Source organism: Thermaerobacillus caldiproteolyticus (assembly GCF_013761245.1).
In the GTDB taxonomy this organism is placed as follows: domain Bacteria; phylum Bacillota; class Bacilli; order Bacillales; family Anoxybacillaceae; genus Thermaerobacillus; species Thermaerobacillus caldiproteolyticus.
Genome location: NZ_JACDUT010000002.1, coordinates 100,131 through 126,884, shown reverse-complemented (window position 1 = coordinate 126,884; position 26,754 = coordinate 100,131). Strand labels below are relative to the sequence as shown.

At 44.4% G+C, this 26,754-nt stretch carries 23 protein-coding genes; 22 read left to right on the top strand and 1 reads right to left on the bottom strand.

The genetic code is table 11. The annotated features are described in order from the left end of the window. The first annotated feature begins 11 nt into the window (after positions 1-11). The 10 genes from HNR31_RS04090 to HNR31_RS19070 all read left to right on the top strand — a co-directional run bounded on the left by HNR31_RS04090 (position 12) and on the right by HNR31_RS19070 (position 11,781). Positions 12-938 carry an aspartate carbamoyltransferase catalytic subunit gene (locus HNR31_RS04090; RefSeq protein ID WP_181554995.1) on the top strand — a complete coding sequence of 309 codons (927 nt, stop codon included), beginning with the start codon at positions 12-14 and terminating at the stop codon, positions 936-938. Further along, positions 901-2,184, top strand: coding sequence for a dihydroorotase (locus HNR31_RS04085; RefSeq protein ID WP_181554994.1), 1,284 nt, complete (start codon positions 901-903; stop codon positions 2,182-2,184). Before HNR31_RS04090 ends, HNR31_RS04085 begins: the two co-directional genes overlap by 38 nt. Continuing rightward, positions 2,185-3,279 carry a carbamoyl phosphate synthase small subunit gene (locus tag HNR31_RS04080; protein WP_181554993.1) on the top strand — a complete coding sequence of 365 codons (1,095 nt, stop codon included), beginning with the start codon at positions 2,185-2,187 and terminating at the stop codon, positions 3,277-3,279. Then, positions 3,272-6,469, top strand: coding sequence for a carbamoyl-phosphate synthase large subunit (gene carB / locus HNR31_RS04075; protein WP_181554992.1), 3,198 nt, complete (start codon positions 3,272-3,274; stop codon positions 6,467-6,469). Before HNR31_RS04080 ends, carB begins: the two co-directional genes overlap by 8 nt. Then, the gene (locus HNR31_RS04070) at positions 6,466-7,239 is read left to right on the top strand and encodes a dihydroorotate dehydrogenase electron transfer subunit (protein ID WP_181554991.1); all 774 of its coding nucleotides are present in this window, start codon (positions 6,466-6,468) and stop codon (positions 7,237-7,239) included. Before carB ends, HNR31_RS04070 begins: the two co-directional genes overlap by 4 nt. After that, entirely contained in the window at positions 7,236-8,177 is a 942-nt protein-coding gene (locus HNR31_RS04065) for a dihydroorotate dehydrogenase (protein ID WP_181554990.1), read from the top strand. Before HNR31_RS04070 ends, HNR31_RS04065 begins: the two co-directional genes overlap by 4 nt. After that, complete coding sequence (gene pyrF / locus HNR31_RS04060; RefSeq protein WP_181555239.1) at positions 8,149-8,868, top strand: orotidine-5'-phosphate decarboxylase; 720 nt, start codon at positions 8,149-8,151, stop codon at positions 8,866-8,868. Before HNR31_RS04065 ends, pyrF begins: the two co-directional genes overlap by 29 nt. After that, positions 8,865-9,509: an orotate phosphoribosyltransferase gene (gene pyrE / locus HNR31_RS04055; RefSeq protein ID WP_181554989.1), complete on the top strand. Its 645-nt coding sequence runs from the start codon at positions 8,865-8,867 to the stop codon at positions 9,507-9,509. Before pyrF ends, pyrE begins: the two co-directional genes overlap by 4 nt. A gap of 368 nt (positions 9,510-9,877) precedes the next feature. Beyond that, positions 9,878-11,434 (top strand): esterase/lipase family protein, encoded by a 1,557-nt coding sequence (locus HNR31_RS04050; protein ID WP_181554988.1) that lies wholly within the window; start codon positions 9,878-9,880, stop codon positions 11,432-11,434. Positions 11,435-11,652: 218 nt separating this feature from the next. Beyond that, positions 11,653-11,781: a HAMP domain-containing protein gene (locus HNR31_RS19070; protein ID WP_309505616.1), complete on the top strand. Its 129-nt coding sequence runs from the start codon at positions 11,653-11,655 to the stop codon at positions 11,779-11,781. Between the two features lie 40 nt (positions 11,782-11,821). Here HNR31_RS19070 and HNR31_RS04040 read toward each other — a convergent pair whose 3' ends face one another. Next, the gene (locus tag HNR31_RS04040) at positions 11,822-13,534 is read right to left on the bottom strand and encodes an Rqc2 family fibronectin-binding protein (RefSeq protein WP_181554987.1); all 1,713 of its coding nucleotides are present in this window, start codon (positions 13,532-13,534) and stop codon (positions 11,822-11,824) included. Positions 13,535-13,640: 106 nt separating this feature from the next. Between HNR31_RS04040 and HNR31_RS04035 the strand changes: the two genes are divergently transcribed. The 12 genes from HNR31_RS04035 to HNR31_RS03980 all read left to right on the top strand — a co-directional run bounded on the left by HNR31_RS04035 (position 13,641) and on the right by HNR31_RS03980 (position 26,751). Next, positions 13,641-16,313: a cation-translocating P-type ATPase gene (locus HNR31_RS04035; RefSeq protein WP_181554986.1), complete on the top strand. Its 2,673-nt coding sequence runs from the start codon at positions 13,641-13,643 to the stop codon at positions 16,311-16,313. Between the two features lie 88 nt (positions 16,314-16,401). Further along, positions 16,402-17,277 (top strand): YicC/YloC family endoribonuclease, encoded by an 876-nt coding sequence (locus tag HNR31_RS04030; protein ID WP_181554985.1) that lies wholly within the window; start codon positions 16,402-16,404, stop codon positions 17,275-17,277. A gap of 54 nt (positions 17,278-17,331) precedes the next feature. After that, complete coding sequence (gene remA / locus HNR31_RS04025) at positions 17,332-17,595, top strand: extracellular matrix/biofilm regulator RemA (RefSeq protein ID WP_181554984.1); 264 nt, start codon at positions 17,332-17,334, stop codon at positions 17,593-17,595. Between the two features lie 13 nt (positions 17,596-17,608). Continuing rightward, on the top strand, positions 17,609-18,223 hold the full coding sequence (gene gmk, locus HNR31_RS04020; protein WP_181554983.1) for a guanylate kinase: 615 nt from the start codon (positions 17,609-17,611) through the stop codon (positions 18,221-18,223). A 3-nt stretch (positions 18,224-18,226) separates the two neighbouring features. Continuing rightward, positions 18,227-18,427, top strand: a complete 201-nt coding sequence (gene rpoZ / locus HNR31_RS04015; protein WP_181554982.1) for a DNA-directed RNA polymerase subunit omega — start codon at positions 18,227-18,229, stop codon at positions 18,425-18,427. 63 nt (positions 18,428-18,490) lie between these two features. Further along, a complete protein-coding gene (gene coaBC / locus HNR31_RS04010; protein ID WP_181554981.1) occupies positions 18,491-19,696 on the top strand; it encodes a bifunctional phosphopantothenoylcysteine decarboxylase/phosphopantothenate--cysteine ligase CoaBC in 1,206 nt (401 codons plus the stop codon). Beyond that, complete coding sequence (gene priA / locus HNR31_RS04005; RefSeq protein ID WP_181554980.1) at positions 19,693-22,107, top strand: primosomal protein N'; 2,415 nt, start codon at positions 19,693-19,695, stop codon at positions 22,105-22,107. Before coaBC ends, priA begins: the two co-directional genes overlap by 4 nt. A gap of 15 nt (positions 22,108-22,122) precedes the next feature. Continuing rightward, on the top strand, positions 22,123-22,596 hold the full coding sequence (gene def / locus HNR31_RS04000; RefSeq protein ID WP_181554979.1) for a peptide deformylase: 474 nt from the start codon (positions 22,123-22,125) through the stop codon (positions 22,594-22,596). Positions 22,597-22,607: 11 nt separating this feature from the next. Further along, positions 22,608-23,564, top strand: a complete 957-nt coding sequence (fmt, locus tag HNR31_RS03995) for a methionyl-tRNA formyltransferase (RefSeq protein ID WP_181554978.1) — start codon at positions 22,608-22,610, stop codon at positions 23,562-23,564. Beyond that, entirely contained in the window at positions 23,554-24,897 is a 1,344-nt protein-coding gene (gene rsmB / locus HNR31_RS03990; protein ID WP_181554977.1) for a 16S rRNA (cytosine(967)-C(5))-methyltransferase RsmB, read from the top strand. The genes fmt and rsmB overlap by 11 nt, the downstream gene beginning before the upstream one ends. A 101-nt stretch (positions 24,898-24,998) precedes the next feature. Next, entirely contained in the window at positions 24,999-25,997 is a 999-nt protein-coding gene (gene rlmN / locus HNR31_RS03985) for a 23S rRNA (adenine(2503)-C(2))-methyltransferase RlmN (RefSeq protein ID WP_233414467.1), read from the top strand. Positions 25,998-26,001: 4 nt separating this feature from the next. Further along, complete coding sequence (locus tag HNR31_RS03980) at positions 26,002-26,751, top strand: Stp1/IreP family PP2C-type Ser/Thr phosphatase (protein WP_181554975.1); 750 nt, start codon at positions 26,002-26,004, stop codon at positions 26,749-26,751. Positions 26,752-26,754 lie beyond the last annotated feature (3 nt).

Sequence of the window (26,754 nt, the reverse complement as noted above, 5' to 3'; positions counted from 1 at the left end):
AGCGGAGAGATATGGCACATTTATTGACATTAACAGATTTATCATTAGCTGAAATTACTTCATTGCTTGATGAGGCAGAAGAGTTTTCAGAAGGAAAATATTGGCGTGCCCCAGAGCTGTTTTTTGTCGCCAACTTGTTTTTCGAACCGAGCACACGGACGAAATGCAGCTTTGAAGTGGCAGAAAGGAAATTAGGGCTCCAAGTCATTCCGTTTGATGCGGACATGTCGAGCGTGCAAAAAGGGGAAACGTTGTACGATACGATTCGTACGCTTGAGTCGATTGGCGTGGGCGCAGTTGTAGTGAGACATCCGGAAGATCAATATTTTGAAGCATTGCGTGATTCAATTGCCATTCCAATCATTAACGCCGGGGATGGCTGCGGACATCATCCAACGCAATCGCTGTTAGATTTAATGACGATTCGTCAAGAATTCGGCGCTTTTCGTGGACTGACAGTAGCGATTGTCGGCGATATTCGCCATAGTCGCGTCGCTCGCTCGAATGCTGAGGTGCTGACAAGACTTGGAGCGACTGTGTTATTTGCAAGTCCTGATGAATGGAAAGATGATACGAATCAATATGGAACGTATGTCGATTTAGATGAAGCCGTCCAAGAAGCGGATGTCATTATGTTATTGCGCATTCAGCATGAGCGACACGAAGAAAAAATGGGACTAGCCAGAAAGCAATACCATGAGCGCTATGGACTAACGGTCGAACGAGCAAAGCGCATGAAAGACCGCAGCATTATTCTACACCCTGCTCCTGTCAATCGCGATGTGGAAATTGCGAGCTGCCTTGTCGAATGCATGCAATCACGAATTTTCAAGCAAATGGAAAACGGTGTTTATATACGTATGGCTGTATTAAAACGAGCAGTGGAAAGGGGAATGGAGAATGGCAATCATCTTAAAAAATGGCAAGTCGTTCAATAAAGACGGGAAAATTGAACGAACGGAAATCAAAATCGAAGAAGGGATCATCACTGCGATCGGAAAAGAACTACATATCGAGGTAACTGATGAAGTGATCGACGTTCAAGGCTGCTTCATTTCACCAGGATTCATTGACTTGCATGTTCATTTGCGCGAACCGGGCGGAGATCGGAAAGAAACGATCGCCACAGGCACCCTTGCTGCAGCGAAAGGCGGATTTACAACGGTGGCAGCAATGCCAAATACGCGTCCGGTGCCGGATACGAAAGAGCAAATGCTTCGCTTGCAAGAACGGATTCGTGAAACGGCGCATGTCCGTGTACTGCCATACGGAGCAATTACGATTCGTCAGCTCGGAGAGGAATTAACGGATTTTGCCGCATTAAAAGAAGCGGGAGCGTTCGCGTTTACGGACGATGGTGTCGGCGTGCAATCTGCCGGCATGATGTACGAAGCGATGAAGCGAGCCGCTGCTCTTGATATGCCGATTGTTGCCCATTGCGAAGATAATACATTAACGAATCATGGCGTTGTTCATGACGGAGAGTTTGCAAGACGGAATGAATTAAACGGAATTCCATCCGTATGCGAATCTGTTCATATTGCGCGCGATGTGCTTCTGGCAGAAGCAACCGGCTGTCATTATCACGTCTGTCACATTAGTACAAAAGAATCCGTTCGCGTTGTCCGTGATGCCAAACGGGCTGGCATTCGCGTGACGGCAGAAGTGACGCCCCACCATCTCCTTCTTTGTGATGAAGATATTCCGGGGATTGACTCGAACTATAAAATGAACCCGCCGTTACGAAGCAAAGAGGACCGTGAAGCGTTAATCGAAGGCTTGCTCGATGGCACGATCGACTTTATTGCTACCGATCATGCGCCGCATACGGAAGCAGAAAAACAGGAAGGCATTGTTTTTGCCCCATTTGGGATTGTCGGTTTAGAGACAGCGTTCCCGCTTCTTTACACATATTTAGTCAAGACGGACGTACTGACGTTCAAGCAGCTTATTGATTTTTTGACAGTCAAACCAGCCGAAGCATTTCGCTTATCGTCGGGACGATTAGCAGTCGGGAAACCGGCGGATATCACCATCCTTGATTTGGAAACCGAGCAAGTCATCGATCCACATACGTTTGTTTCGAAAGGGAAAAATACTCCATTTGCCGGTTGGCCATGCCAAGGATGGCCGGTGATGACATTTGTCGATGGAAAACCAGTTTGGCAGAAAGGGAGAGAGTAAATGAAACGACAACTCGTTTTAGAAGACGGCACATTTTTTATCGGTGACGCGTTCGGGAGCACGGAAAAAAAGATCGGAGAAGTTGTATTTAATACAGGAATGACAGGCTATCAAGAAATTTTATCCGATCCTTCTTACTGCGGACAAATTGTAACAATGACATATCCATTAATCGGCAATTACGGCATTAACCGAGATGATTTCGAATCAATTGAACCGCACATTCATGGGCTTATTGTCAAAGAAGTGTGCCATGCTCCTTCCAATTGGCGAAATGACATGACACTTGATGACTATTTGAAAGCAAAAAACATCCCTGGCTTAGCCGGCATTGATACAAGAAAATTAACGAGAATCATTCGCCAATATGGAACGTTAAAAGGAATGATTTGTGATGTAGATATGAGCGTTCAGGAAGTCGTGAACTATTTAACATCTACAAATCTACCAAACGACCAAGTGAAGCGAGTTTCGACGAAAAGTGCATATCCCAGTCCGGGGCGAGGTCATCGTATTGTGCTTGTTGACTTTGGAATGAAGCACGGCATTTTACGAGAATTAAATAAGCGGAATTGTGATGTAATTGTTCTGCCATACAACGCGACAGCTGAAGAAGTACTTCGCTTAAATCCTGATGGAGTGATGTTATCGAATGGCCCTGGGGATCCGAAAGATGTGCCGGAAGCAATTCAAATGGTTCAAGGCGTATTAGGAAAAGTACCGTTATTTGGAATTTGTCTCGGCCATCAATTGTTTGCCCTAGCTTGCGGTGCCGATACGGAAAAAATGAAGTTTGGCCATCGCGGCTCGAATCATCCAGTGAAACATTTGGCAACAGGAAAAGTGGTGATCACTTCACAAAACCATGGTTATACGGTGAAAGAACAATCATTGCAACATACAAGATTAGAAGTGACACATATCGCCTTAAACGACGGTACAATTGAAGGATTGCGCCATCTCGATTATCCAGCATTTACGGTGCAATATCACCCGGAAGCCTCTCCTGGTCCAGAAGATGCGAATCACTTATTTGACGAATTTATCGCGATGATTCAAAAGTTCAAAACGGAAGGAGAAGTCATCCATGCCTAAACGTCAGGATATTGAAACGATTTTAGTGATTGGCTCTGGTCCAATTGTCATCGGTCAAGCAGCGGAGTTTGATTATGCGGGAACACAAGCATGCTTAGCACTAAAAGAAGAAGGATATAAAGTCATTTTAGTGAACTCCAACCCGGCAACGATTATGACAGATACGGAAATTGCGGACAAAGTATATATGGAGCCGTTAACACTTGAATTCGTTTCGCGCATTATTCGCAAAGAGCGTCCTGATGCAATTTTGCCGACGCTCGGGGGACAGACGGGGTTAAACTTAGCGGTCGAATTGGCCAAGACAGGGGTTTTGAAAGAATGTGGTGTTGAAATTCTTGGCACGAAATTAGAAGCGATTGAAAAAGCGGAAGACCGTGAACAGTTTCGTGCTCTCATGAACGAGCTTGGGGAGCCGGTTCCAGAAAGTGAAATTATTCATAGTTTAGAAGAAGCGTACGCGTTCGTAAATGCGGTTGGTTATCCGGTCATCGTTCGTCCAGCGTTTACGCTCGGTGGAACGGGCGGGGGCATTTGTTCGAATGAGGCTGAGCTTATCGAAATTGTCTCAAGCGGTTTAAAAATGAGCCCCGTTCATCAGTGTTTATTAGAAAAAAGCATCGCCGGATATAAAGAAATCGAATATGAAGTGATGCGTGATGCGAATGACAATGCGATTGTTGTTTGCAACATGGAAAATATCGATCCGGTTGGCATTCATACAGGCGACTCGATTGTCGTTGCTCCAAGCCAAACGTTAAGCGACCGTGAATATCAATTATTGCGCAATGCTTCATTACGAATTATCCGTGCGCTTGGCATCGAAGGCGGATGCAACGTGCAATTGGCACTCGACCCACACAGCTTTCATTACTATGTCATTGAAGTCAACCCGCGCGTCAGCCGTTCTTCAGCGTTGGCGTCAAAAGCTACGGGATATCCGATTGCCAAGCTCGCGGCGAAAATTGCGGTTGGTTTAACATTAGATGAAATCATCAATCCGGTGACAGGGAAAACATACGCTTGTTTTGAACCAGCGCTTGACTATGTCGTCACGAAAATTCCGCGCTTCCCGTTTGATAAATTTGAATCAGCGAATCGACATCTCGGCACACAAATGAAAGCGACAGGTGAAGTGATGGCGATTGGCCGGACATTCGAAGAGTCTCTTTTAAAAGCGGTACGCTCATTAGAAACAAACGTATACCATTTAGAGTTAAAAGGGGCAGAAGCTATTTCGGATGAACTGCTTGAAAAGCGAATTCGCAAAGCGGGAGATGAGCGCCTGTTCTATATTGCTGAAGCGCTGCGCCGCGGGTTTACAATCGAACAAATTCACGAATGGAGCCAAATTGACCGCTTTTTCTTGACAAAGATCGAAAACATCGTCTGCTATGAAACGGTCGTTCGCGATCATATCGGAGATTTGGACGTATTAAGAAAAGCAAAAGAAATAGGCTTTGCCGATGTCAAGATCGCTACACTTTGGAACATGAGCGAACGCGATATTTATACAATGAGAAAAGGCGCAGGAATTGTACCCGTTTATAAAATGGTCGATACGTGCGCGGCGGAATTCGAATCGGAAACGCCGTATTACTATGGCACATATGAGGACGAAAACGAATCGATCGTCACAGAACGTGAAAGCGTCGTTGTTCTCGGTTCAGGACCGATTCGCATCGGGCAAGGAATCGAATTTGACTACGCGACCGTTCATTCTGTCTGGGCAATTAAAGAAGCAGGATATGAAGCGATTATCATTAATAACAATCCAGAGACAGTATCAACCGACTTCAGCATCTCTGACAAACTATATTTTGAACCATTAACGATTGAAGATGTCATGCATGTGATCAATTTAGAAAAACCGATCGGTGTGATTGTTCAATTTGGCGGACAGACGTCGATTAACTTGGCGGCTGAATTGGCAGCGTACGGCGTCCGCATTTTAGGAACTTCTCTTGAGGATTTGGATCGCGCCGAAGACCGCGATAAATTTGAGCAAACATTGTTCGAACTAGACATCCCACAGCCGGAAGGAAAGACGGCCTTTTCTGTCGAGGAAGCGGTGCGTATTGCCGAGGAAATTGGCTATCCGGTGTTAGTTCGTCCATCCTATGTTCTTGGCGGCCGAGCAATGGAAATCGTCTATCAACAAGAAGAGTTGCTGCACTATATGAAAAATGCCGTCAAAGTCAATCCGCAGCATCCCGTGTTAATTGACCGTTATTTAATTGGAAAAGAAATCGAAGTCGATGCGATTTCTGATGGAGAAACAGTTTTCATTCCAGGAATTATGGAGCATATTGAACGGGCGGGCGTTCACTCTGGTGACTCGATTGCTGTGTATCCGCCGCAAACATTAGCTCCACACATCAAACAAAAAATCGTCGACTATACGATGAAATTGGCGAAAGGATTGCGCATTGTTGGGCTGTTGAATATTCAATTTGTCATATATAAAGATGAGGTGTATGTCCTTGAAGTGAACCCACGCTCAAGCCGAACGGTACCGTTTTTAAGTAAAATTACCGGCGTGCCGATGGCGAATATTGCGACCAAGGTCATTTTAGGGACAAAGCTGTCTGAACTTGGGTATGAGGAGGGCTTGAAGCCAGAAAGTGATGGGGTATATGTAAAAGCACCTGTTTTCTCATTTGCAAAATTGCGCAATGTCGATATTTCACTTGGACCGGAAATGAAATCAACCGGAGAAGTCATCGGAAAAGATACGACATTTGAAAAAGCGTTATATAAAGGGCTAGTTGCTTCTGGCATTCACATTCGTTCGTACGGAGCAGTATTACTCACGATTGCCGACAAAGATAAAGACGAAGCGGTCGAGTTAGCAAGACACTTCCATTGTATGGGGTATCAACTGCTTGCTACGAACGGAACAGCGGAAGCATTGAAAGCTGCCAATATTCCGGTGACGGTCGTCAATAAAATTCATTCCGAATCGCCAAACATTTTAGATGTCATCCGCCAAGGAAAAGCACAAGTTGTCATCAATACGTTAACAAAAGGAAAACAACCGGAAAGTGACGGCTTCCGCATTCGCCGTGAAGCGGTCGAAAACGGCATCCCTTGTTTAACGTCATTGGATACTGCCAAAGCGATGCTACAAGTCATCGAATCTATGACATTTTCAACAACGGCGATGACACAAGAGTTGGTGCGTTCATGATGAAACGGGAAAATATGACGATTGTTCATCAAGAACGAATTGCCGAGAACATTTATGCAATGACGTTAACAGGTGATTTAGTGGCAGAAATGAATAGGCCCGGTCAATTCGTTCATATCAAAATAACCCCGCAAGCGGATCCGCTTTTACGTCGTCCGCTCAGCCTTTGCCATATCGATAAAGAAGCTAGCCAATGTACAATCATTTATCGAAAAGAAGGTATGGGAACAACGCTTCTTTCACAAAAACGGCCGGGAGAAACCGTTGACGTTCTCGGCCCGCTTGGAAACGGTTTTCCGCTTGATGTGATAAAAGCGGGACAAACGGCTCTGATTGTCGGCGGTGGGATCGGCGTCCCCCCGCTTTATGAACTATCAAAACAGCTTGTGAAAAAAGGAATTTCTGTCATTCATGTTCTTGGGTTTCAAAGTAAAGATGTGATGTTTTATGAAAATGAGTTTGTCAAACTCGGAGAAACGTATGTAGCAACGGTTGACGGATCCTGCGGAACGAAAGGATTTGTGACCGATGTCATTGCTGAGCGCTCGATTTTCTTTGATGTCCTGTATGCATGCGGACCGAAACCGATGTTAAAGGCGCTGGAACGAGCATTTCCACACAAGGAAGTATACCTTTCGTTAGAAGAGCGGATGGGATGCGGTATTGGCGCGTGTTTTGCCTGTGTCTGCCGCGTTTCAAACAGCAAAACGGCGTACAAAAAAGTATGCAGTGACGGACCTGTTTTCAAAGCAGGGGAGGTGGTGCTATGAATCGTTTAGAGGTACAGCTGCCCGGTCTTTCATTAAAAAATCCGATTATGCCCGCCTCAGGCTGTTTCGGTTTTGGGCGTGAATATGCGCAGTTCTATGATTTGAGTAAGCTCGGTGCGATTATGATTAAAGCGACGACACAAGAAGCGCGCTTTGGCAATCCGACCCCCAGAGTCGCTGAAACACCGGGCGGGATGCTGAATGCGATCGGCTTGCAAAACCCCGGTCTTCAAAAAGTTATAGGCGAAGAACTGCCATGGCTTGAGCAATTCGACGTTCCGATTATCGCCAATATCGCAGGCTCAACATCGGAAGAATATGTGGAAGTCGCCAGACAAATTTCCAAAGCGCCAAATGTTCATGCACTTGAACTCAATATTTCGTGTCCGAACGTGAAAAAAGGCGGCATTACGTTCGGAACCGTTCCGGAAGTTGCCGCGGAACTGACGAAGCTTGTGAAGGAAGTATCGGAAGTTCCTGTCTATGTGAAGCTTTCTCCGAATGTGACCAACATTGTGGAAATGGCTAAGGCGATTGAAGGAGCAGGAGCGGATGGTCTGACGATGATTAATACGCTTCTTGGCATGCGCATTGATGTGAAAACAGCCGAGCCGGTGCTTGCCAATCGGACAGGGGGGCTTTCTGGACCAGCGATTAAACCGATTGCGATTCGGATGATTTATGAAGTAAGCCAAGCTGTTTCCATCCCGATTATCGGCATGGGCGGCATTCAATCAGCTGAAGATGTCATTGAATTTTTTTATGCCGGAGCAAGCGCCGTAGCGGTCGGAACCGCAAATTTTATTGATCCGTTCGTTTGTCCAAACATCATTGCCGAACTTCCGACCCTCTTGGATGAACTTGGGATTGAACACATTTCCGAATGCACAGGAAGGAGCTGGAGAAAAAGTGAACCATCCGTTTATTGTGGCGCTTGATTTTCCGACAGCGGAGGATGTAAAAACGTTTTTACAACCATTTCAGCATGAATCGTTATTCGTTAAAGTCGGCATGGAATTATATTATCAAGAAGGACCGGAGATCATTCGCTATTTAAAGGAACAGGGGCATCGTATTTTCCTCGATTTAAAGCTGCACGACATTCCGAATACGGTCAAGCGGGCGATGCAAGGATTAGCATGCTTAGGGGTTGATCTTGTGAATGTGCATGCAGCGGGAGGAATGAAGATGATGGAAGCGGCGCTTGAAGGGTTAGATGCCGGCACACCAAGCGGTGAGAGTCGTCCGTATTGCATTGCTGTCACGCAGTTGACAAGCACGAATGAACAAATGTTGCGCGAGCAGCTTCTCATTGAACGTTCGATGGAAGAGACGGTACTTCATTATGCTTCTCTCGCGCACAAAAGCGGACTCGATGGCGTCGTCTGCTCGGCAAAAGAAGTACCGCTGATTCGCCAAGCTTTCGGTGAATCATTTCTTACGGTAACGCCGGGCATTCGCGTTGCGACCGATGAAAAAAATGATCAAGCTCGCGTCGTTACACCATATGAAGCAAGGAAGCTCGGCGCAAGCGCCATCGTTGTTGGAAGAAGCATTACGCGCGCGGCCGATTCATATGCGGCTTACGAGCGATTACAACGAGAATGGAATGGAGAGGAGCAGAAATGAAAAAAGAAATCGGGGCACATTTACTGCAAATCGGTGCGGTATCTTTACAACCGAATGAACCATTTACATGGTCATCCGGAATAAAATCACCGATTTATTGCGACAATCGGCTTACGTTAGCTTATCCAAACGTAAGAAGCACGATTGCCGATGGGCTAATGAATCTGATTCGCACGCATTTTCCAGACGTCCAAGTGATCGCCGGAACGGCAACCGCAGGCATTCCACATGCCGCTTGGGTAAGCGAGCGCCTAGCCTTGCCGATGTGCTACGTGCGCAGCCAAGCAAAAGGGCATGGAAAAGGAAAACAAATTGAAGGAAAAGTGGAAAAAGGCCAAAAGGTCGTTGTCGTTGAAGATTTAATTTCTACAGGAGGCAGCTCCTTGAATACCGTTCGTGCATTGCGGAAAGAAGGATGTGATGTGCTCGGTGTCGTTGCCATTTTTACATATGGCCTTGAAAAAGGAAAACAATCCTTTGCTGAAAATGACGTTGCTGTCTACACGCTTACTGATTATGACACCCTCATTGAAACAGCGGTGGAGATGGGTGTCATTACGGAGGAAGACATTGCGACATTGCGAAAATGGCGGGAAAATCCAGAAGAGTGGAATAGAGAGGAGTCACAACGACTAAGTTGAATGGACTTTCCTCCAAAACAGATAGAAGGTATTAACGGTGATTCCATCTTCTTAAGAGGGCGTTTGTATGGAGAAAAGCGCTCTCTTTCTTTTTCTTAATTATAAAATAAATTTTACAAAATCCAAAAATAGAAGTGTCCATGATTAAAGAAGCTCAAGTATAGGATTAAAAGAAATTTATTTTCCTTCTGAACAAAAAAGCGATAGACAAAACAAAAGAACAAAGTTTCAAAAGGAAACAAAATTAGTTCACCCAACATTTAAAGATACTGGTTAAAATCATTAAATTTTTGACATATCCTCAATGTCCTTCAAATAGCTTTATTAACGTGATTAAATGCGAATTTCAGATGAAGGAGGTTGCCTGATTGAAAAAGGTTTTTTCGTTCCTTTTCGTATGGTTTCTTGTGATGGCGGTGGTAGCTACTCCTGCTGATGCTGGTAAATTTACAAATCCTGGTTCTGGCGGAGCACCGGGAACCTGGTACATTGGTTCAACGCCTGACCATTTGATTCCTGATGCCCCCGTGATTTTGTTCGTTCAAGGGTTAAATAGTTCCGCAAGTACATGGTATGACAACAACGATATGTACGAGACTGCTTATAACAATGGATATCAAACGGCTTTTTTGGAGTTATACGATTCAGGTGGAACTTCGGAGGACATGTGGGACAATGGAAGTTTGTTAGCCGCGAAAATCCAGGAAATTTACAATTATTTCGGTAAAAAACTAGTGCTTGTTACTCATAGTAAAGGAGGCATTGACGCGCAAACGGCTTTGGTTCATTACAATGCGTATCCTTACGTTTCTAATGTGATTACGTTAGGAAGTCCGCACTATGGTTCTCAATTAGCAGACCTAGCATACAGCAGTTGGGCTAGTTGGCTTGCTGATATCCTTGGATCAAAAAGCGATGGTACGTATTCTTTACAGACGTCTTATATGAACTATTTTCGTTCAATTACTGATCATCACGCAAATGTGAATAAAAATAACTATTATACGTTAGCGGGAACGAAATGGGGTTCGTTCGGTTCCTCGCTATATTGGGGTGGGCTTTATTTATCTCAGTACGGAACAAATGATGGCGCTGTCACAGTGGCGAATGCGTACTTGCCAAATGGGCAGATGTTACAGGTAGGGGATTGGGATCACTCGACTATCAAATATGGATCATCTACGTTCTCGATTTTTAAACCTTTTTTGACGACCAATAGGGCTATAAGCTCTTCCATTCAAACGACTTTCTTATTTCCGGAAAAAGGATTGGAATCGGATGAAGATGGCTCTCACGTGATAAGAGGGGGAAGCTTTCAACAAACGGCTGTTGAAAACTTTGCCGTTGAAAGTAACGTACGCACGTTAACAATTAACTGGATGAGTGATCAACCGGTTGACACGTTAACGATGATAAGCCCTGACCATCAACTGGTGAACGTACCCGTTGCCGTATATCAACAAGAGGAAGACGTTTTTCAAGGGGCGTGGAATCACGTAGCAGTAATCAATCAACCAATGCCTGGGGAATGGACCATTCAAGCGAAAGCTGATGGTACAAGTGCCTATCTACTCGTTGCTACGTTCGATTCAGACTTAACCAAAAGCATAAAACTAAAACCAAAAAACAATAAAAACAAATGGGTCATAGAAACGGATGGCACTAAAATTAAAATGAAACAAATGAACATGGAATACAGCCTTGATTTTGTAGCTAAGGAAAACAATCCAGGGAAAAAGAAAGGAAAGAAACTAAAAGAAAAAGCTTCATTGTCAGCGCATGACGAAATCGTGATTCCAAAACAAACCGAAGCAGGCGTCTATCATTTAACACTCGACATCAAGGGGGAGACATTAGATGGTAAGCCATTTGAGCGCACCTTTATTCAGACTATTTATAAGGATGAGAATGGGAACATGTATTAAAGTATATACTTATTTTCCTCAGGAGGCTAACCCAAAAGCAAAGTGCCAGACACCTCAACAAAATATATAGGTTATAACATCGGGATATATATTGTGAAATGTACGTGAGGTCAGACACTGATAAGCCAGCTTCATGTAAAGAATCGTGTTTATTATTTTCTACACGAAAACCTCTTTGCTAGTTTGGTTAACTTTCTCGTTATTTTTGTACTTGGTTTATAAACAAGGCGTTACTTCATCCACTAAAAAAGTTAGCTGAAGCAACCAAACGTATATCAAAGGGAATGTTAAACATTGATTTACCTAAATCTCCAATACAAGAGATAGAACAAGTATCATTTGTATAGAACAATACCTCCCAAAAAGGAATGGGGAGGTATTGTTGTATTATTGTTTTTTCATCTTAATCACCAAATCTTCATCCGGTGTGACATAGATTGTTTGTTGGTTTTCGTAAATGACATAGCCCGGTTTGGCGCCGCTCGGTTTTTTGACGTAGCGGATGCGCGTGTAGTCAACAGGAACGGAGCTGGACTGTCGCGCTTTACTAAAGTAGGCAGCAAGGTGGGCGGCTTCGATAATCGTTTGTTCCGACGGGTTTTTGCTGCGAATGACGACGTGCGAACCCGGGATGTCTTTCGTGTGCAGCCAGATGTCATCTTTATGTGCTAGCTTTGTTGTTAAATAGTCGTTTTGCTTATTGTTTTTGCCGACAAGAATTTCTGTTCCATCGCTTGAAACATAGCGTTCAAGTTCAATTTTTCTTTGTTTTTGTTTTTTCATGTGTTTTGTCGGCCGTGCCCGCAAATATCCTTGTTCGATTAACTCCTCGCGAATTTCCTCAATATCTTTCGGAGCAGCGGATTCGAGTTGTTGGAGAAGCGTTTCAAAATAATCAATCTCTTGCTTTGTGCGCTCAATTTGCTCTTGCACAATATGAAGCGAATTTTTCGCTTTTTGATATTTTTGAAAGTAATGTTGGGCATTGTCAGACGGCGACTTTTGCGGATCAAGCGGAATCGTGATTGTACGACCTTGTTCGTCATAATAGTTGATGACTTCGATTTCTTGCAGGCCGCGCTTCATTGCATATAAGTTCGCTGTCAATAATTCCCCGTAAAGCCGATATTGCTCTGCATTTTTTGCCTCTTGCAATGTTTGTTCCAACTTGTTTAACTTTTTTTCGTTTTTCGCTTTTTCGTTGATGACGAACCGCTCTAGGTCATGTGCTTGCTGTTTGACGCGATTACGTTCTGCTTTTCCAAAATAAAAGCGGTCGAGCATGTCGCTGAGCGTGCCAAATCGTTTCGTTTCTCCCTTTATGTGCGTAAGCGGCAGCACGTAAAACCATTCTTTTTCGTGATTCGTGTAAATGCATGGAGCAAACCGATTCATCCGCACGTCTTCCATTAACGCGACAAAGCTTTTTGGTAGTGTCGTTCGGTTCGCCAGTCCCGCGCGAAATACTGCTTCTTTTGCAAGGAGGGGGGAAATGCCGGCAAACGTCGCCACGAGTTGTTCTGCTAATTTTCCAGCGTGAAAATCTAATTTTTTGATGATCATCTCTTCCGTTGCTTCTAACGGATTGATTTTTCCGTGAGTCGGTGGTGCGACGTACGGATGTCCCGGCAAGACGGTTCGATAACGGTTGACGGCAGGAGAGAGATGTTTCATGCTGTCAATAATTGTATTCGTTTCTTTTTCGACTAAAATGACATTGCTGTGCCGTCCCATAATTTCGATAATAAGTTGCTTTGTGTGCACATCGCCGATTTCATTTCGCCCTTTGGCTTCGATAATAATAATGCGGTCAAAATCAACTTGATGAATGGATTCAATGATGCTTCCTTCTAAATGTTTGCGAAGAAGCATGCAAAACATCGGCGGTTCGGCTGGATTGTCATACGTTTCTTTCGTAAGATGAACGCGCGCATAGCTTGGATGCGCCGATAACAGCAATTTATGGTTTTGCCCATGCGAGCGAATTTGCAATATGAGCTCATGTTTAAACGGTTGATGAATTTTTGTAATGCGCCCTCCTTCTAGCGCTTCTTTTAGTTCTTTTGTCATAGCATAGGTAAACACTCCGTCAAATGACATGGAAAACACCTTTCCTTATCTTTTTGTTTCATTGAATATCATATCATTTTTTTGGACATGTCTGAATAAGCTTTCATAGAAAAGCGAAGAGGGAGGGATGAAGTGAATGCAATGGCATATGCTTACATCAAATGATGTAGCAAAGGAAACGAATACGAATATCGCCAAAGGTTTAACGACCGATGAAGCGAAAAAGAGACTAAAACGGTTTGGCTATAATGAGTTAAAAGAGGCGAAAAAGCAGTCTGCGCTTCGATTATTTTTAGGTCAGTTTAAAGATTTTATGGTGCTTGTGTTATTGATTGCCACGGTGATTTCTGGGCTGCTTGGTGAGTATGTCGATGCAATTGCCATTATTGTCATTGTCATTATGAACGCATTTTTAGGTTTTTTCCAAGAGCGACGTGCTGAGAAATCGCTAGAGGCGCTCAAACAATTATCGGCACCGCAGGCGATGGTATTGCGTGATGGAGAGTGGGTAAAGGTCCGTTCGCAAGAGCTTGTCGTCGGGGATGTTGTGAAATTTTCGAGCGGTGACCGCATCGGCGCGGACGTTCGCTTAATCGATGCAAAAGGATTAGAAATTGAGGAATCGGCATTAACAGGAGAATCAGTTCCGACGGCCAAATCAGCCGTTCCGCTTGCGAATGAGCATGCAGCTATCGGTGATTTACATAATATGGCGTTTATGGGGACATTAGTGACAAGGGGAAGTGGCGTCGGCATTGTTATCGCGACGGGAATGAAAACAGCGATGGGACAAATTGCGAACCTTCTCCAAGAAGCGGATACGGTTATGACTCCGCTGCAACGGAAACTAGAGCAATTAGGTAAGATTTTAATTGTTGTTGCGCTGCTTTTGACCGTTCTTGTTGTAGGAATTGGTGTCATTCAAGGGCACGATATTTATGAAATGTTTTTAGCTGGCGTTTCATTAGCGGTCGCGGCGATTCCAGAAGGATTACCGGCAATTGTGACGATTGCTCTCGCGCTGGGTGTACAGCGAATGATTAAGAAAAACGCGATCGTTCGTAAATTACCAGCGGTCGAAACGCTAGGGTGTGCATCTGTCATTTGTTCCGATAAAACGGGTACGATGACAGAAAATATGATGACCGTCACGCACATATGGGCGAGCGGAAGAAACTGGACGGTCAGCGGGACGGGGCTTGAACTGGCAGGACAGTTTTATGAAAACGGCCGCACTATTGATACCAAAAAAGAAACCTCATTACAGCAGTTGCTAACATTTGGGGCAGTTTGTAACAATTCACAAATAAAGGAAAAGGGGAAGCGTCGTTACATTGAGGGGGATCCAACGGAAGGCGCGCTGCTTGTTGCGGCGATGAAAGCAGGGCTGACAAAAGAGAGAGTAGAGAGCGAATTTATCATTGAACAGGAATTCCCATTTGATTCCGAGCGAAAAATGATGACCGTCATCGTTAAAGACGGAGCGGGCAGACGGTTTATTGTGACAAAAGGCGCTCCTGATGTGTTGTTGCAAGTGAGCGGGCATATATGGTGGAACGGTCGAGAGCAAATGATGACAATGGCTTGGAGAAAAACGGTACAAGACGTCATTCACACAATGGCGAATCAAGCGCTTCGCACCATTGCGATTGCTTATCGTCCATTGCGAGCCCATGAACGAATTGCATCGGAAAAAGAAGCGGAAAAGGAATTAATTTTCTTGGGCATTCAAGGGATGATCGACCCGCCGCGTCCCGAAGTCAAAAAAGCGGTACAACAATGTAAAGAAGCGGGAATTAAAACGGTGATGGTTACCGGTGACCATGTGTTAACCGCCAAGGCGATTGCACGGCAATTAGGGGTTTTGCCGAACAGCGGAAAAGTGATGGACGGTCAAACCTTGGCGCGGCTTTCCATTGATGAGTTAGAGCAAGTCGTTGATGATATTTATGTGTTTGCTCGCGTATCGCCGGAACATAAATTGAAAATTGTCAAAGCGTTCCAAAGAAGGGGACATATCGTGGCGATGACCGGTGATGGCGTGAACGACGCGCCGGCGATTAAGGCGGCAGATATTGGAGTCGCGATGGGGCAGTCGGGTACTGATGTTGCCAAAGAAGCGGCCTCGCTTATACTGTTAGACGACAACTTTGCCACCATTCAAGCCGCGATTCAAGAAGGAAGAAACATTTACGAAAACATTCGCAAATTTATTCGTTACTTGCTTGCTTCCAACGTCGGGGAAATTTTAGTGATGTTGTTTGCGATGCTTCTCGCATTGCCGTTACCTCTTGTGCCGATTCAAATTTTATGGGTCAACCTTGTCACTGATGGGCTTCCAGCGATGGCGTTAGGGCTTGATCAAGCGGAAGAAAATGTGATGAAACGGAAGCCCCGCCATCCGAAGGAAGGAGTATTTGCCCGCGGGCTTGGTTGGAAAATTGTGAGCCGTGGGTTCATCATTGGAATCGTGACGCTCGCGGCGTTTATGACTGTTTATGAGCGAGGCGAAAATAATCTTGTATATGCTCAAACGGTTGCGTTCGCGACGTTAGTGATGGCTCAATTAATTCATGTTTTTGATTGCCGCTGTGAACGTTCGATTTTTGACCGTAATCCTTTTGGCAATCTGTATCTCGTTGGAGCTGTGTTACTATCCGTCTTGTTGCTACTTGTCGTTATTTATTATCCGCCGCTACAAGGGATTTTCCATACGGTTCCGATTATCCTGCTTGATTGGGTATTAATCGTGGGATTAGCGGCATTACCGACATTTTTATTTGCCGGTTCGTTTTTTACAAGAAAATGATGAAAAAATATGATATAATAATCAAGGTGATAGAGGACCACTCTATGACCTTTTCTTTTTGGATGTTAATATAATTGGGTGTGATAATATGGTTTACAGCATGACAGGCTTTGGACGAAGCAAAAAAGCGAATGAACATATGAATGTAACGGTAGAAATGAAATCGGTCAATCATCGTTTTTGCGAAATTTCTGTTCGGATCCCTAGACAATGGCTCGTCTTTGAGGATAAAATAAAAAAAGTGATTTTACAGTACGTGAAAAGAGGCAGAGTCGAAGTTTTTGTCAATGTCGAAGGAGAAGGATTAATAAAAAGAAAATTACAAGTTGATTGGCAATTAATTGATGAATACTATGAGCGCTTGCAGGAAGCGAATGAGCGTTTTTCTCTGCAAGATCGTATTACGCTTGGGCAACTGTTCCAGCTTGAAGGAGCGACCGAAGTGATTGAAGAAGAGACGGGAAATGAAGAGATTGAACAATTGGTCATTGCAGCTGCTGAAGAAGCGGCTCAACAGTTAACAGAGATGCGCCGTCAGGAAGGACAAGCGCTATTGAATGATATTCATGAGCAGCTTGCGATGATGACACAATGTGTGCGCAATATTCGTACGTGGGCTCCTGAAGTGACAGAACAATATCGCGAGCGGCTAATGAAGCGAATCGATGAACTTGTGCAAGGGGCGGTTGATGAGACACGCATTTTGACGGAAGTGGCTATTTTCGCGGAAAAAGCGGATATTAATGAAGAATTAAAACGAATTGATAGTCATTTGGAGCAGTTTGTGGACACATTACATAAGACCGAACCGATTGGACGCAAGCTTGACTTTTTAGTGCAAGAGCTAAATCGCGAGATCAATACGATCGGTTCGAAAGCGAACGATAGCCGCATCGCTGCACAAGTGGTAGAGATGAAAAGCGCACTTGAAAAAGTAAAAGAGCAAGTGCAAAATATAGAGTAACTGTTTATAACCGTCAAGTTGCGGCAACAATTTTATGGTAGGAGGATTTCTTTCATGGGTATTAAATTAGTGAATATCGGCTATGGAAATATGGTTTCAGCCGCCCGTATTATCTCGATTGTCAATCCTGATTCCGCTCCGATTAAACGAATTATTCAAGACGCAAGAGAGAGCGGAAAACTAGTCGATGCGACCCATGGAAGAAGAACGCGTGCGGTCATTATAATGGATAGCGATCATGTTATATTGTCTTCCGTGCAGCCGGAAACGGTCGCACACCGTCTATATGAACGTGATGATTTATCGGAGGAAGGGTAGGGTTTAGACGTTTATGTGTGAAAGAGGATTATTAATTGTTTTATCGGGACCATCTGGTGTTGGAAAAGGAACGGTGCGGAAAGCATTATTTTCGCAGCCAGATATTAACTTACATTACTCGATTTCTGTGACAACAAGAAAACCGCGCGAAGGCGAAGTCGATGGTGTCGACTATTTCTTTAAAACACGCGAAGAATTTGAACAAATGATTCGTGAAAATAAATTGCTCGAATGGGCTGAATATGTCGGCAACTATTATGGTACGCCGATTGATTACGTCGAAAAAACGCTTCAAGAAGGAAAAGACGTATTCTTAGAAATCGAAGTGCAAGGCGCCTTACAAGTGCGCAAAGCGTTTCCAGAAGGACTGTTTATTTTTCTTGCGCCACCGAGCTTAAGCGAGTTGAAAAAACGGATTGTCACAAGGGGAACTGAGTCAGAAGAGTTAATTAACAACCGAATGAAAGCGGCAAGAGAAGAGCTCGAAATGATGGATGCGTACGACTATGTTGTTGAAAATGACAAAGTTGAATTGGCGTGTGAGCGCATTAAAGCGATTGTCACTGCGGAGCATTGCAAGCGCGAACGCGTCGCGCAACGTTATAAAAAAATGCTGGAGGTTGAATGAAGTATGCTGTATCCTTCCATCGATTTACTAATGGAAAAATTGGATTCGAAATACACGCTTGTGACTGTTGCTGCTAAACGGGCACGTCAATTGCAAGAAAAGGAAGATTTGACGATTGAAAATCCTGTATCAAAAAAATTTGTTGGAAAAGCGTTAGAGGAAATTGCCGCAGGTCATATCGAATTAGCAGAAGAAGAAAAATAACAACCTAACCGTTAGGTTGTTATTTTTTTACAATAGTGACAGACCATAGGGGAGCTGTGTGAAATGATAAATGGAAAAAATATTTTATTATGTGTGACAGGTGGAATTGCCGCCTATAAGGCAGCGGCGTTAACAAGCCAATTAAAGCAGCGGGGAGCCAATGTCAAAGTGATGATGAGCGAAGCAGCATGTCAATTTGTCACCCCATTAACCTTTCAAGCGTTATCACGAAACGAAGTATATGTTGATACATTCGAAGAAAAGAATCCGGCAGTTATTGCCCATATTGATGCAGCCGATTGGGCGGATCTTGTCATTGTTGCTCCGGCGACGGCCAATACGATTGGGAAGCTAGCCCATGGCATTGCTGATAACATGATTACGACAACATTGCTGGCAACAAAAGCACCTGTGTGGATTGCGCCGGCCATGAATGTCCATATGTACGAACATCCAGTTGTGAAGGAAAATATTGAAAAGTTGTTTCGTTTCGGCTACCGGTTTATTGAGCCGTCAGAAGGATACTTAGCATGCGGATATGTAGGAAAAGGACGGTTAGAAGAGCCGGAAAAAATCATAGAATGTATCGAAGAATATTTTTCTTCTGCTACGCCGTTGTTACAAGGAAAAAAGGTGCTTGTCACCGCAGGACCGACGCGGGAAAAGTTAGATCCGGTTCGCTTTTTTACGAATCGTTCGACCGGGAAAATGGGGTATGCGATTGCCGAAGCGGCAGCGGAGTTTGGTGCGGAAGTCACCCTCATTTCCGGGCCAACCTGTTTACCGTCTCCCCCTAATGTGAAAACGATTCGTGTGGAATCAGCACAGGAAATGTACGAAGAAGTCATGAAAGTATTTCCGACGGTCGATATTGTCATTAAATCAGCTGCTGTTGCTGATTATCGTCCGAAACACGTATTTACACAAAAAATAAAAAAGCAGCCGGGAGATTACGTCATTGAAATGGAGCGGACGATCGATATTTTAAAAGTGCTTGGGGAACAAAAAACGAAGCAACTATTAGTTGGCTTTGCAGCAGAAACAGAGCACGTCGAAGAGTATGCCCGAGAGAAATTAGAAAGCAAACATTTAGATATGATTGTCGCTAATAACGTTAGCGAAGAGGGAGCTGGATTTGCCGGCAATACAAATATTGTAACGATTTTCAAACGAGACGGGTCTGTTACATCGCTTCCGCTTTTACCGAAAAAGAAAGTAGCGGAAGAGATTTTAAAAGAAATCCATCAATATATCGAGGCGATTCAATGAAAATAGCAGCGGTAATTGTCGATGTTCCAGCGCGGCAAACGGACCGACCATTTGATTATGTAATACCGGAAAAATGGGAAGATGTATTACAGGTTGGTATGCGTGTGACGGTTCCGTTCGGCGCGCGACTATTGCAAGGTTTTGTCGTTAACATTAAGTCACATTCCGAGGTAAAAACGTTAAAACCGATTGAAGCGATACTGGATGTCACTCCAGTATTGAACGAAGAGTTGCTAGGTTTAGGACAGTATTTAACGGAAACGACGCTTTGTTTTGCAATTTCTGCCTATCAAGCGATGTTGCCGGCGGCGATGAAAGCGAAGTACGAAAAAGAAATCCATCTCGTTCACGAAGAGGATCGCGCCTGTTTGCATGAAACGATTCAGTCGCTCTTTGCCGATCGTTCCGTCATTTCTTGGAAAGACGTAGAACATACAAACGTTGTTCCGCTTTTGCAAAAAGAAATTCAGAAGGGCTATTTAGAGGTTGTGTATCGCGTCAAAGAAAAAGCCGCGAAAAAAACCATCAAATACATTGATATAGCAGTTTCAAAAGAGCAGATTCATGAAGCGATCGAGGCGCTTCCAGCCAACGCGATAAAGCAAAAACAGCTATTAACGCTTCTTCTTTCAGCGAAGGATGGTATGCCACTAAAAGAATTATTAGAACAAAGCGGCGCTTCTCATGCTTCCGTTAAAGCGCTCATCCAAAAAGGAATTCTTAGTGAGCGCGAAGTGGAAATCTATCGCGATCCTTATGAGCATCGCGAGTTTGTAAAGACAGAACCGCTTCCGCTCACCGATGAACAAAAACAGGCGCTCGCTCCAATTGTAGAAAGCGTGCGGGCGAGCAAACATGAAGTATTTTTGCTATACGGTGTGACCGGAAGCGGGAAAACGGAAATATATATGCAGGCAATTGAGGAAGTGTTGCGCCAAGGGAAAGAAGCGATTGTGCTTGTGCCGGAAATTTCATTGACGCCGCAAATGGTTGAGCGGTTTAAAGGGCGGTTCGGCTCGCAAGTGGCGGTTCTTCATAGCGGTCTATCTGTCGGAGAGAAATACGATGAATGGCGAAAAATTCATCGCAAGGAGGTCAAACTTGTCGTCGGCGCGCGTTCGGCGATTTTTGCTCCCTTCGAAAATCTTGGCATGATTATTATTGACGAGGAACATGAAGCTAGTTACAAGCAAGAGGAAAATCCGCGTTATCATGCCCGCGACGTCGCGATTTACCGCGCCCGTTTTCATCAATGTCCGGTTGTCCTTGGCAGCGCCACTCCTTCACTTGAGTCATTTGCTCGAGCGAAAAAAGGAATCTATCAACTGTTGACATTGAAAAAGAGAATGAGCGAAAACGGTTTGCCGACGGTCAACATCGTCGACATGCGCGAGGAACTGCGGAGCGGTAACCGTTCAATGTTTTCGCGCATTTTATTTGAAAAACTGCAAGATCGCCTTACCAAAGGCGAACAATCGGTATTATTTTTAAATCGGCGCGGTTACTCGACGTTTGTCATGTGCCGCGATTGCGGGCATGTCATTCGCTGTCCGCATTGTGACATTTCGCTCACTTATCACCGCGTACAGCAGCGATTAAAATGCCATTACTGCGGGCATGAGGAACCGCTTACGTATCGTTGCCCTTCGTGCGCGAGCGAACATATTCGTTTTTTCGGCACGGGCACACAAAAAGTGGAAGAAGAGCTGAACAAACTGCTTCCTGAAGCGCGGGTCATCCGCATGGACGTTGATACGACGAGCCGAAAAGGAGCCCATGAGCGGCTGCTGGAAGCGTTTGGTGAAGGGAAGGCAGATATATTATTGGGAACTCAAATGATTGCCAAAGGGCTAGATTTTCCAAAGGTCACTCTTGTCGGCGTATTAGCGGCAGATACGATGTTACACCTTCCTGATTTTCGCTCTTCGGAAAAAACGTTCCAGCTATTGACGCAAGTGAGCGGGCGCGCAGGGCGGCATAAGCTGCCGGGAGAAGTTGTCATTCAAACGTACACTCCGGAGCATTACAGCATTGAGCTGGCAGCGAAGCATGATTATGACATGTTTTATCAAAAAGAAATGGCAATTCGCAAACTACATGGTTATCCGCCGTTCTATTACTTAACATTAATCACTGTTTCCCATTCCGAAATCACGAAGGCGGTTGCCGTGACGGAAAAAATTGCTGCGTATTTGCGCGCCCATTTATCAAAAGAAGCGATCATTCTTGGGCCTGTTGCTTCGCCGATTGCTCGTCTCCATGATAGATATCGCTATCAATGCATGATAAAATACAAGCGGGAACCAAACTTTACCCGTGTGTTAAAAACAGTTGTTGACCGCTACCAGCAAGAAATCTCCCAAGGAGAATTGTTTATCACCGTTGATACGAATCCATATATGATGATGTAAATGGGAGGAATTGATTTGGCTAAACTGGAAATCGTAACATATCCAGCTGAAATTTTAGAAACGGTTTGCGAAATAGTAACAGAATTTGACCGACGTCTTGTGAAGCTGCTTAATGACATGTACGATACGATGTTAGATGCGGACGGTGTCGGCTTAGCAGCACCGCAAGTAGGCATCGCCAAACAAATTGCTATCGTGGATGTCGGCGATGAGCATGGGCGTATTGAGCTCATAAATCCCGTGATTCTTGAAGCGCGCGGGGAACAAATTGGACCGGAAGGATGTTTAAGCTTTCCGGGGTTATTTGGTGAAGTAAAACGTGCCGATTATGTTAAAGTGCGGGCGCAAGATCGGCGCGGCCGTACGTATACGCTCGAAGCGACCGGCTTTTTAGCGCGTGCATTACAACATGAAATCGATCATTTGCACGGAGTATTGTTTACATCAAAAGTCATTCGCTATTATGAACGGGAAGAATTAGAAGGGTAGATGATGTACAAATGACAAGAATCGTGTTTATGGGCACACCGGATTTTGCGGTCCCGGTGTTAAGGAAACTTATTGAAGATGGCTATGAAGTGGTCGGCGTTGTGACACAGCCGGATAAGCCAAAAGGAAGAAAAAAGGAGTTAACTCTGCCGCCGGTAAAAGTGGAAGCGGAAAAACATGGAATTCCTGTATTGCAGCCGACAAAAATCCGTGAAAAAGAGCAATATGAACAAGTGCTGGCGCTGCAACCAGATTTAATTGTCACTGCGGCCTTTGGACAAATTTTGCCGAAGGAATTGCTCGAGGCTCCTAAATATGGCTGCATTAATGTTCATGCCTCTTTATTGCCTGAATTGCGCGGCGGTGCTCCGATTCACTATGCGATTTTACAAGGAAAAACAAAAACAGGGATTACCATTATGTACATGGTTGAAAAGCTTGATGCAGGAGACATTTTAACACAAATAGAGGTACCGATTACGGAAACAGATACGGTCGGCACGCTTCATGATAAATTAAGCGCTGCTGGGGCAAAACTGTTATCAGAGACGATTCCGCTTTTGCTTGCCGGAAAGCTGACACCGGTCAAGCAAAACGAAGAAGAGGCAACGTTTGCCTACAATATCAAGCGAGAACAAGAAAAAATTGATTGGACAAAGACCGGTGAGGACATTTATAACCATATTCGCGGGTTAAATCCTTGGCCGGTTGCCTATACAACGTTTGAAAGACAAGTATGGAAAATTTGGTGGGGAGAAAAAGTTCCTGCGGTGAAAAAAGCTGCTCCGGGAACGATTATCGAAATCGTTAATGATGGTATTGTCGTCGCAACCGGAAATGAAACGGCGATTAAAATTACTGAACTGCAACCAGCAGGCAAAAAACGAATGAATGCCGCACAATTTTTGCGTGGTGCGGGTGCTCATGTCACAATTGGAATGAAGCTAGGAGACGAAAATGAGAACTAAAAACGTACGAGAAGTAGCATTAGAGACGCTTTTAGCGGTGGAAGAAAAAGAGGCCTACAGCAATTTATTGTTAAATAACATGATTCAAACGTATCGACTTCCGAAAAAAGACGTTGGTTTGTTGACGGAAATCGTCTATGGAACGATCCAACGGCGCGACACGCTTGATTATTATCTGCGGCCATTTATAAAAAAAGCGCGTAAACTGCAAACATGGGTAAAGGTGTTGCTTCGTCTGTCACTGTATCAAATGATCTATCTTGATCGCATTCCTGATCGCGCCGCTATTTTTGAAGCCGTCGAGATTGCGAAAAAGCGTGGTCATCAGGGAATTGCTTCAATGGTCAACGGTGTGCTTCGCGCCATTCAACGCGAGGGCGTCCCTTCGTTAGACACGATTGTCGATGACATTGAACGATTAGCGGTGGCGACAAGCCATCCATATTGGCTCGTCAAGCGTTGGGTCAACCAATACGGCATCGAAGAAACGAAGAAAATGTGTGAAACGAACTTGCATGCGCCGAAGCAAACAGCGCGGGTCAATACAGTGCGAACGACAGTGGAACAAGTGATTCATACGCTTGAACAAGAAGGTGTCGAAGTCGCGCGCGGAGAAATCGTCGAAGAAGCGATTCAAGCAAAAAAAGGGAATTTGGCGCATACCCAAGTGTTTCAAAAAGGGCTTATCACCATTCAAGATGAAAGCTCAATGCTTGTTGCCAGAGCGCTTGGCGTTCATGAACATGAACAAGTTCTTGATAGCTGCGCGGCACCGGGTGGAAAATCGACCCATATTGCCGAACTGATGAACAATACCGGACGAGTCGTGTCATTAGACATTCATGAACATAAAGTTAAATTAATTGAGGAGCAAGCCAAACGCCTTCAGCTCACGAATATCGTCACACATGTGCTGGATAGCCGCCGCGTTGCCGATTATTTTGCGGAAGAAACGTTTGATAAAATTTTAGTTGATGCGCCATGCTCAGGATTTGGCGTCGTTCGGCGCAAACCGGATATTAAATACGCTAAAACAGAAGCGGATATTCCAGCGTTAGCGACATTACAGTTCGAAATTTTACGTGCGGTGGCCCCATTGCTGAAAAAAGGCGGCACACTTGTGTATAGCACATGCACGGTTGATGAGGAAGAAAACGGAGCGGTGATCAGACAATTTTTACAACAACATCCTGAATTTATCCTCGATGAAACATTGAAAGAGCGATTGCCGAAAAAAGTGCAGCCATATGTTCACGATGGGCAACTGCATTTACTTCCTCATTACTTCGGCTCAGACGGATTTTTTATCGCATCATTACGAAAGAAGGTGTAACTTCATTGGAAAAAACAGACATCATCACACGAAACAAACGAGAAACAGCTACTCGCAATCCATCCATTTATTCGCTGACGTTGGAAGAATTGCAGGCGTGGATGGTTGAACAAGGAGAAAAGCCATTCCGCGCTACACAAGTATATGAGTGGCTGTACCAAAAGCGGGTAAGCTCCTTTTCTGATATGACGAATCTCCCAAAAGCATTGCGCGAAAAACTCGATGACCATTTTGTCATCACAACATTAAAAACACTTGTTCAACAAACATCGCAAGACGGCACGATGAAGTTTTTATTTGAGCTTCATGATGGCTACTCGATCGAAACGGTCTTAATGAGACATGATTACGGGAACTCGATTTGCGTAACGACCCAAGTTGGCTGTCGCATCGGGTGTACGTTTTGCGCTTCCACCCTTGGCGGTTTGAAGCGTCATTTAGAAGCAGGGGAAATTGCCGCTCAAGTCGTCAAAGTGCAAAAAGCTCTTGACGAACAAGGAGAACGGGTAAGCAGCATTGTCGTCATGGGAATTGGCGAGCCATTCGATAATTACGATGAACTCATCAAGTTTTTAAAAATTGTCAATCACAAAAAAGGGCTCAACATTGGTGCACGCCATATTACTGTATCGACAAGCGGCATCATTCCAAAAATTTATCAATTTGCCGATGAAGGAATGCAAATTAATTTTGCTATTTCTTTACATGCACCAACGACGGAATTGCGGACGAAGCTCATGCCGATTAATAAGGCGTATCCGCTGCCAAAATTAATGGAAGCAGTGCGTTATTACATCGAAAAAACCGGTCGCCGCGTGACGTTTGAATACGGTTTATTCGGCGGGGTGAACGATCAAATTGAACACGCCGAACAATTGGCGGAACTTATTAAAGGATTAAAATGCCACGTAAACTTAATTCCAGTCAACTACGTACCGGAACGAAATTATGTGCGAACACCGCGCGAGCAAATTTTTGCGTTTGAGCGCGCGTTAAAAAAGCATGGGATTAATGTTACGATTCGCCGCGAACAAGGACACGACATTGATGCAGCATGCGGGCAGCTTCGCGCGAAGGAGCGAAAAGAAGAGACGAGGTGAAATAATGAAAGTCGTTTTCCAAACCGACGTTGGTAAAATTCGACCTCACAACGAAGATTGCGGCGGGATTTTTCAAAACAAAGATGGACATTATTTGGCGGTTGTTGCTGATGGAATGGGCGGACATCGCGCTGGTGATGTGGCGAGTGAAATGACGATTACGTATTTAAAAAATGAATGGGAAGAGACCGAAAACATCTCTTCCCCTGATATTGCGGAACAATGGCTCAAAGATCATGTTGCCAACATTAATCGCATTTTGCTTCATCATTCTTTACAACATGAGGAATGCCAAGGAATGGGGACAACGATTGTCAGTGCCATTTGCACTGACCACTTTGCGACAATTGGTCATATCGGAGATAGCCGTTGTTATCTCCTTAATCAAAATGGTTTTCAACAAATTACTGAAGACCACTCTCTCGTCAATGAATTAGTAAAAACAGGACAAATCTCTAAAGAAGATGCAGAGCACCATCCGCGCAAAAATGTGTTGCTGCGAGCACTTGGGACGGAAAAAGAGGTAAAGCTCGATGTCAAAACGATTAGCGTGGAGGAGCACGATGTATTGCTGTTATGCTCGGACGGCTTATCGAATAAAGTGCCGGAACAAGCGATGGTACATATTTTAACATCGTCTGAGTCACTGGAACAAAAGGCACAAAAATTGATCGATCTGGCAAATGAGCATGGTGGTGAAGACAACATTACGTTAGCGATTGTCGAATTTTCAGCGGAACGTGAAAGTGGGTGATCA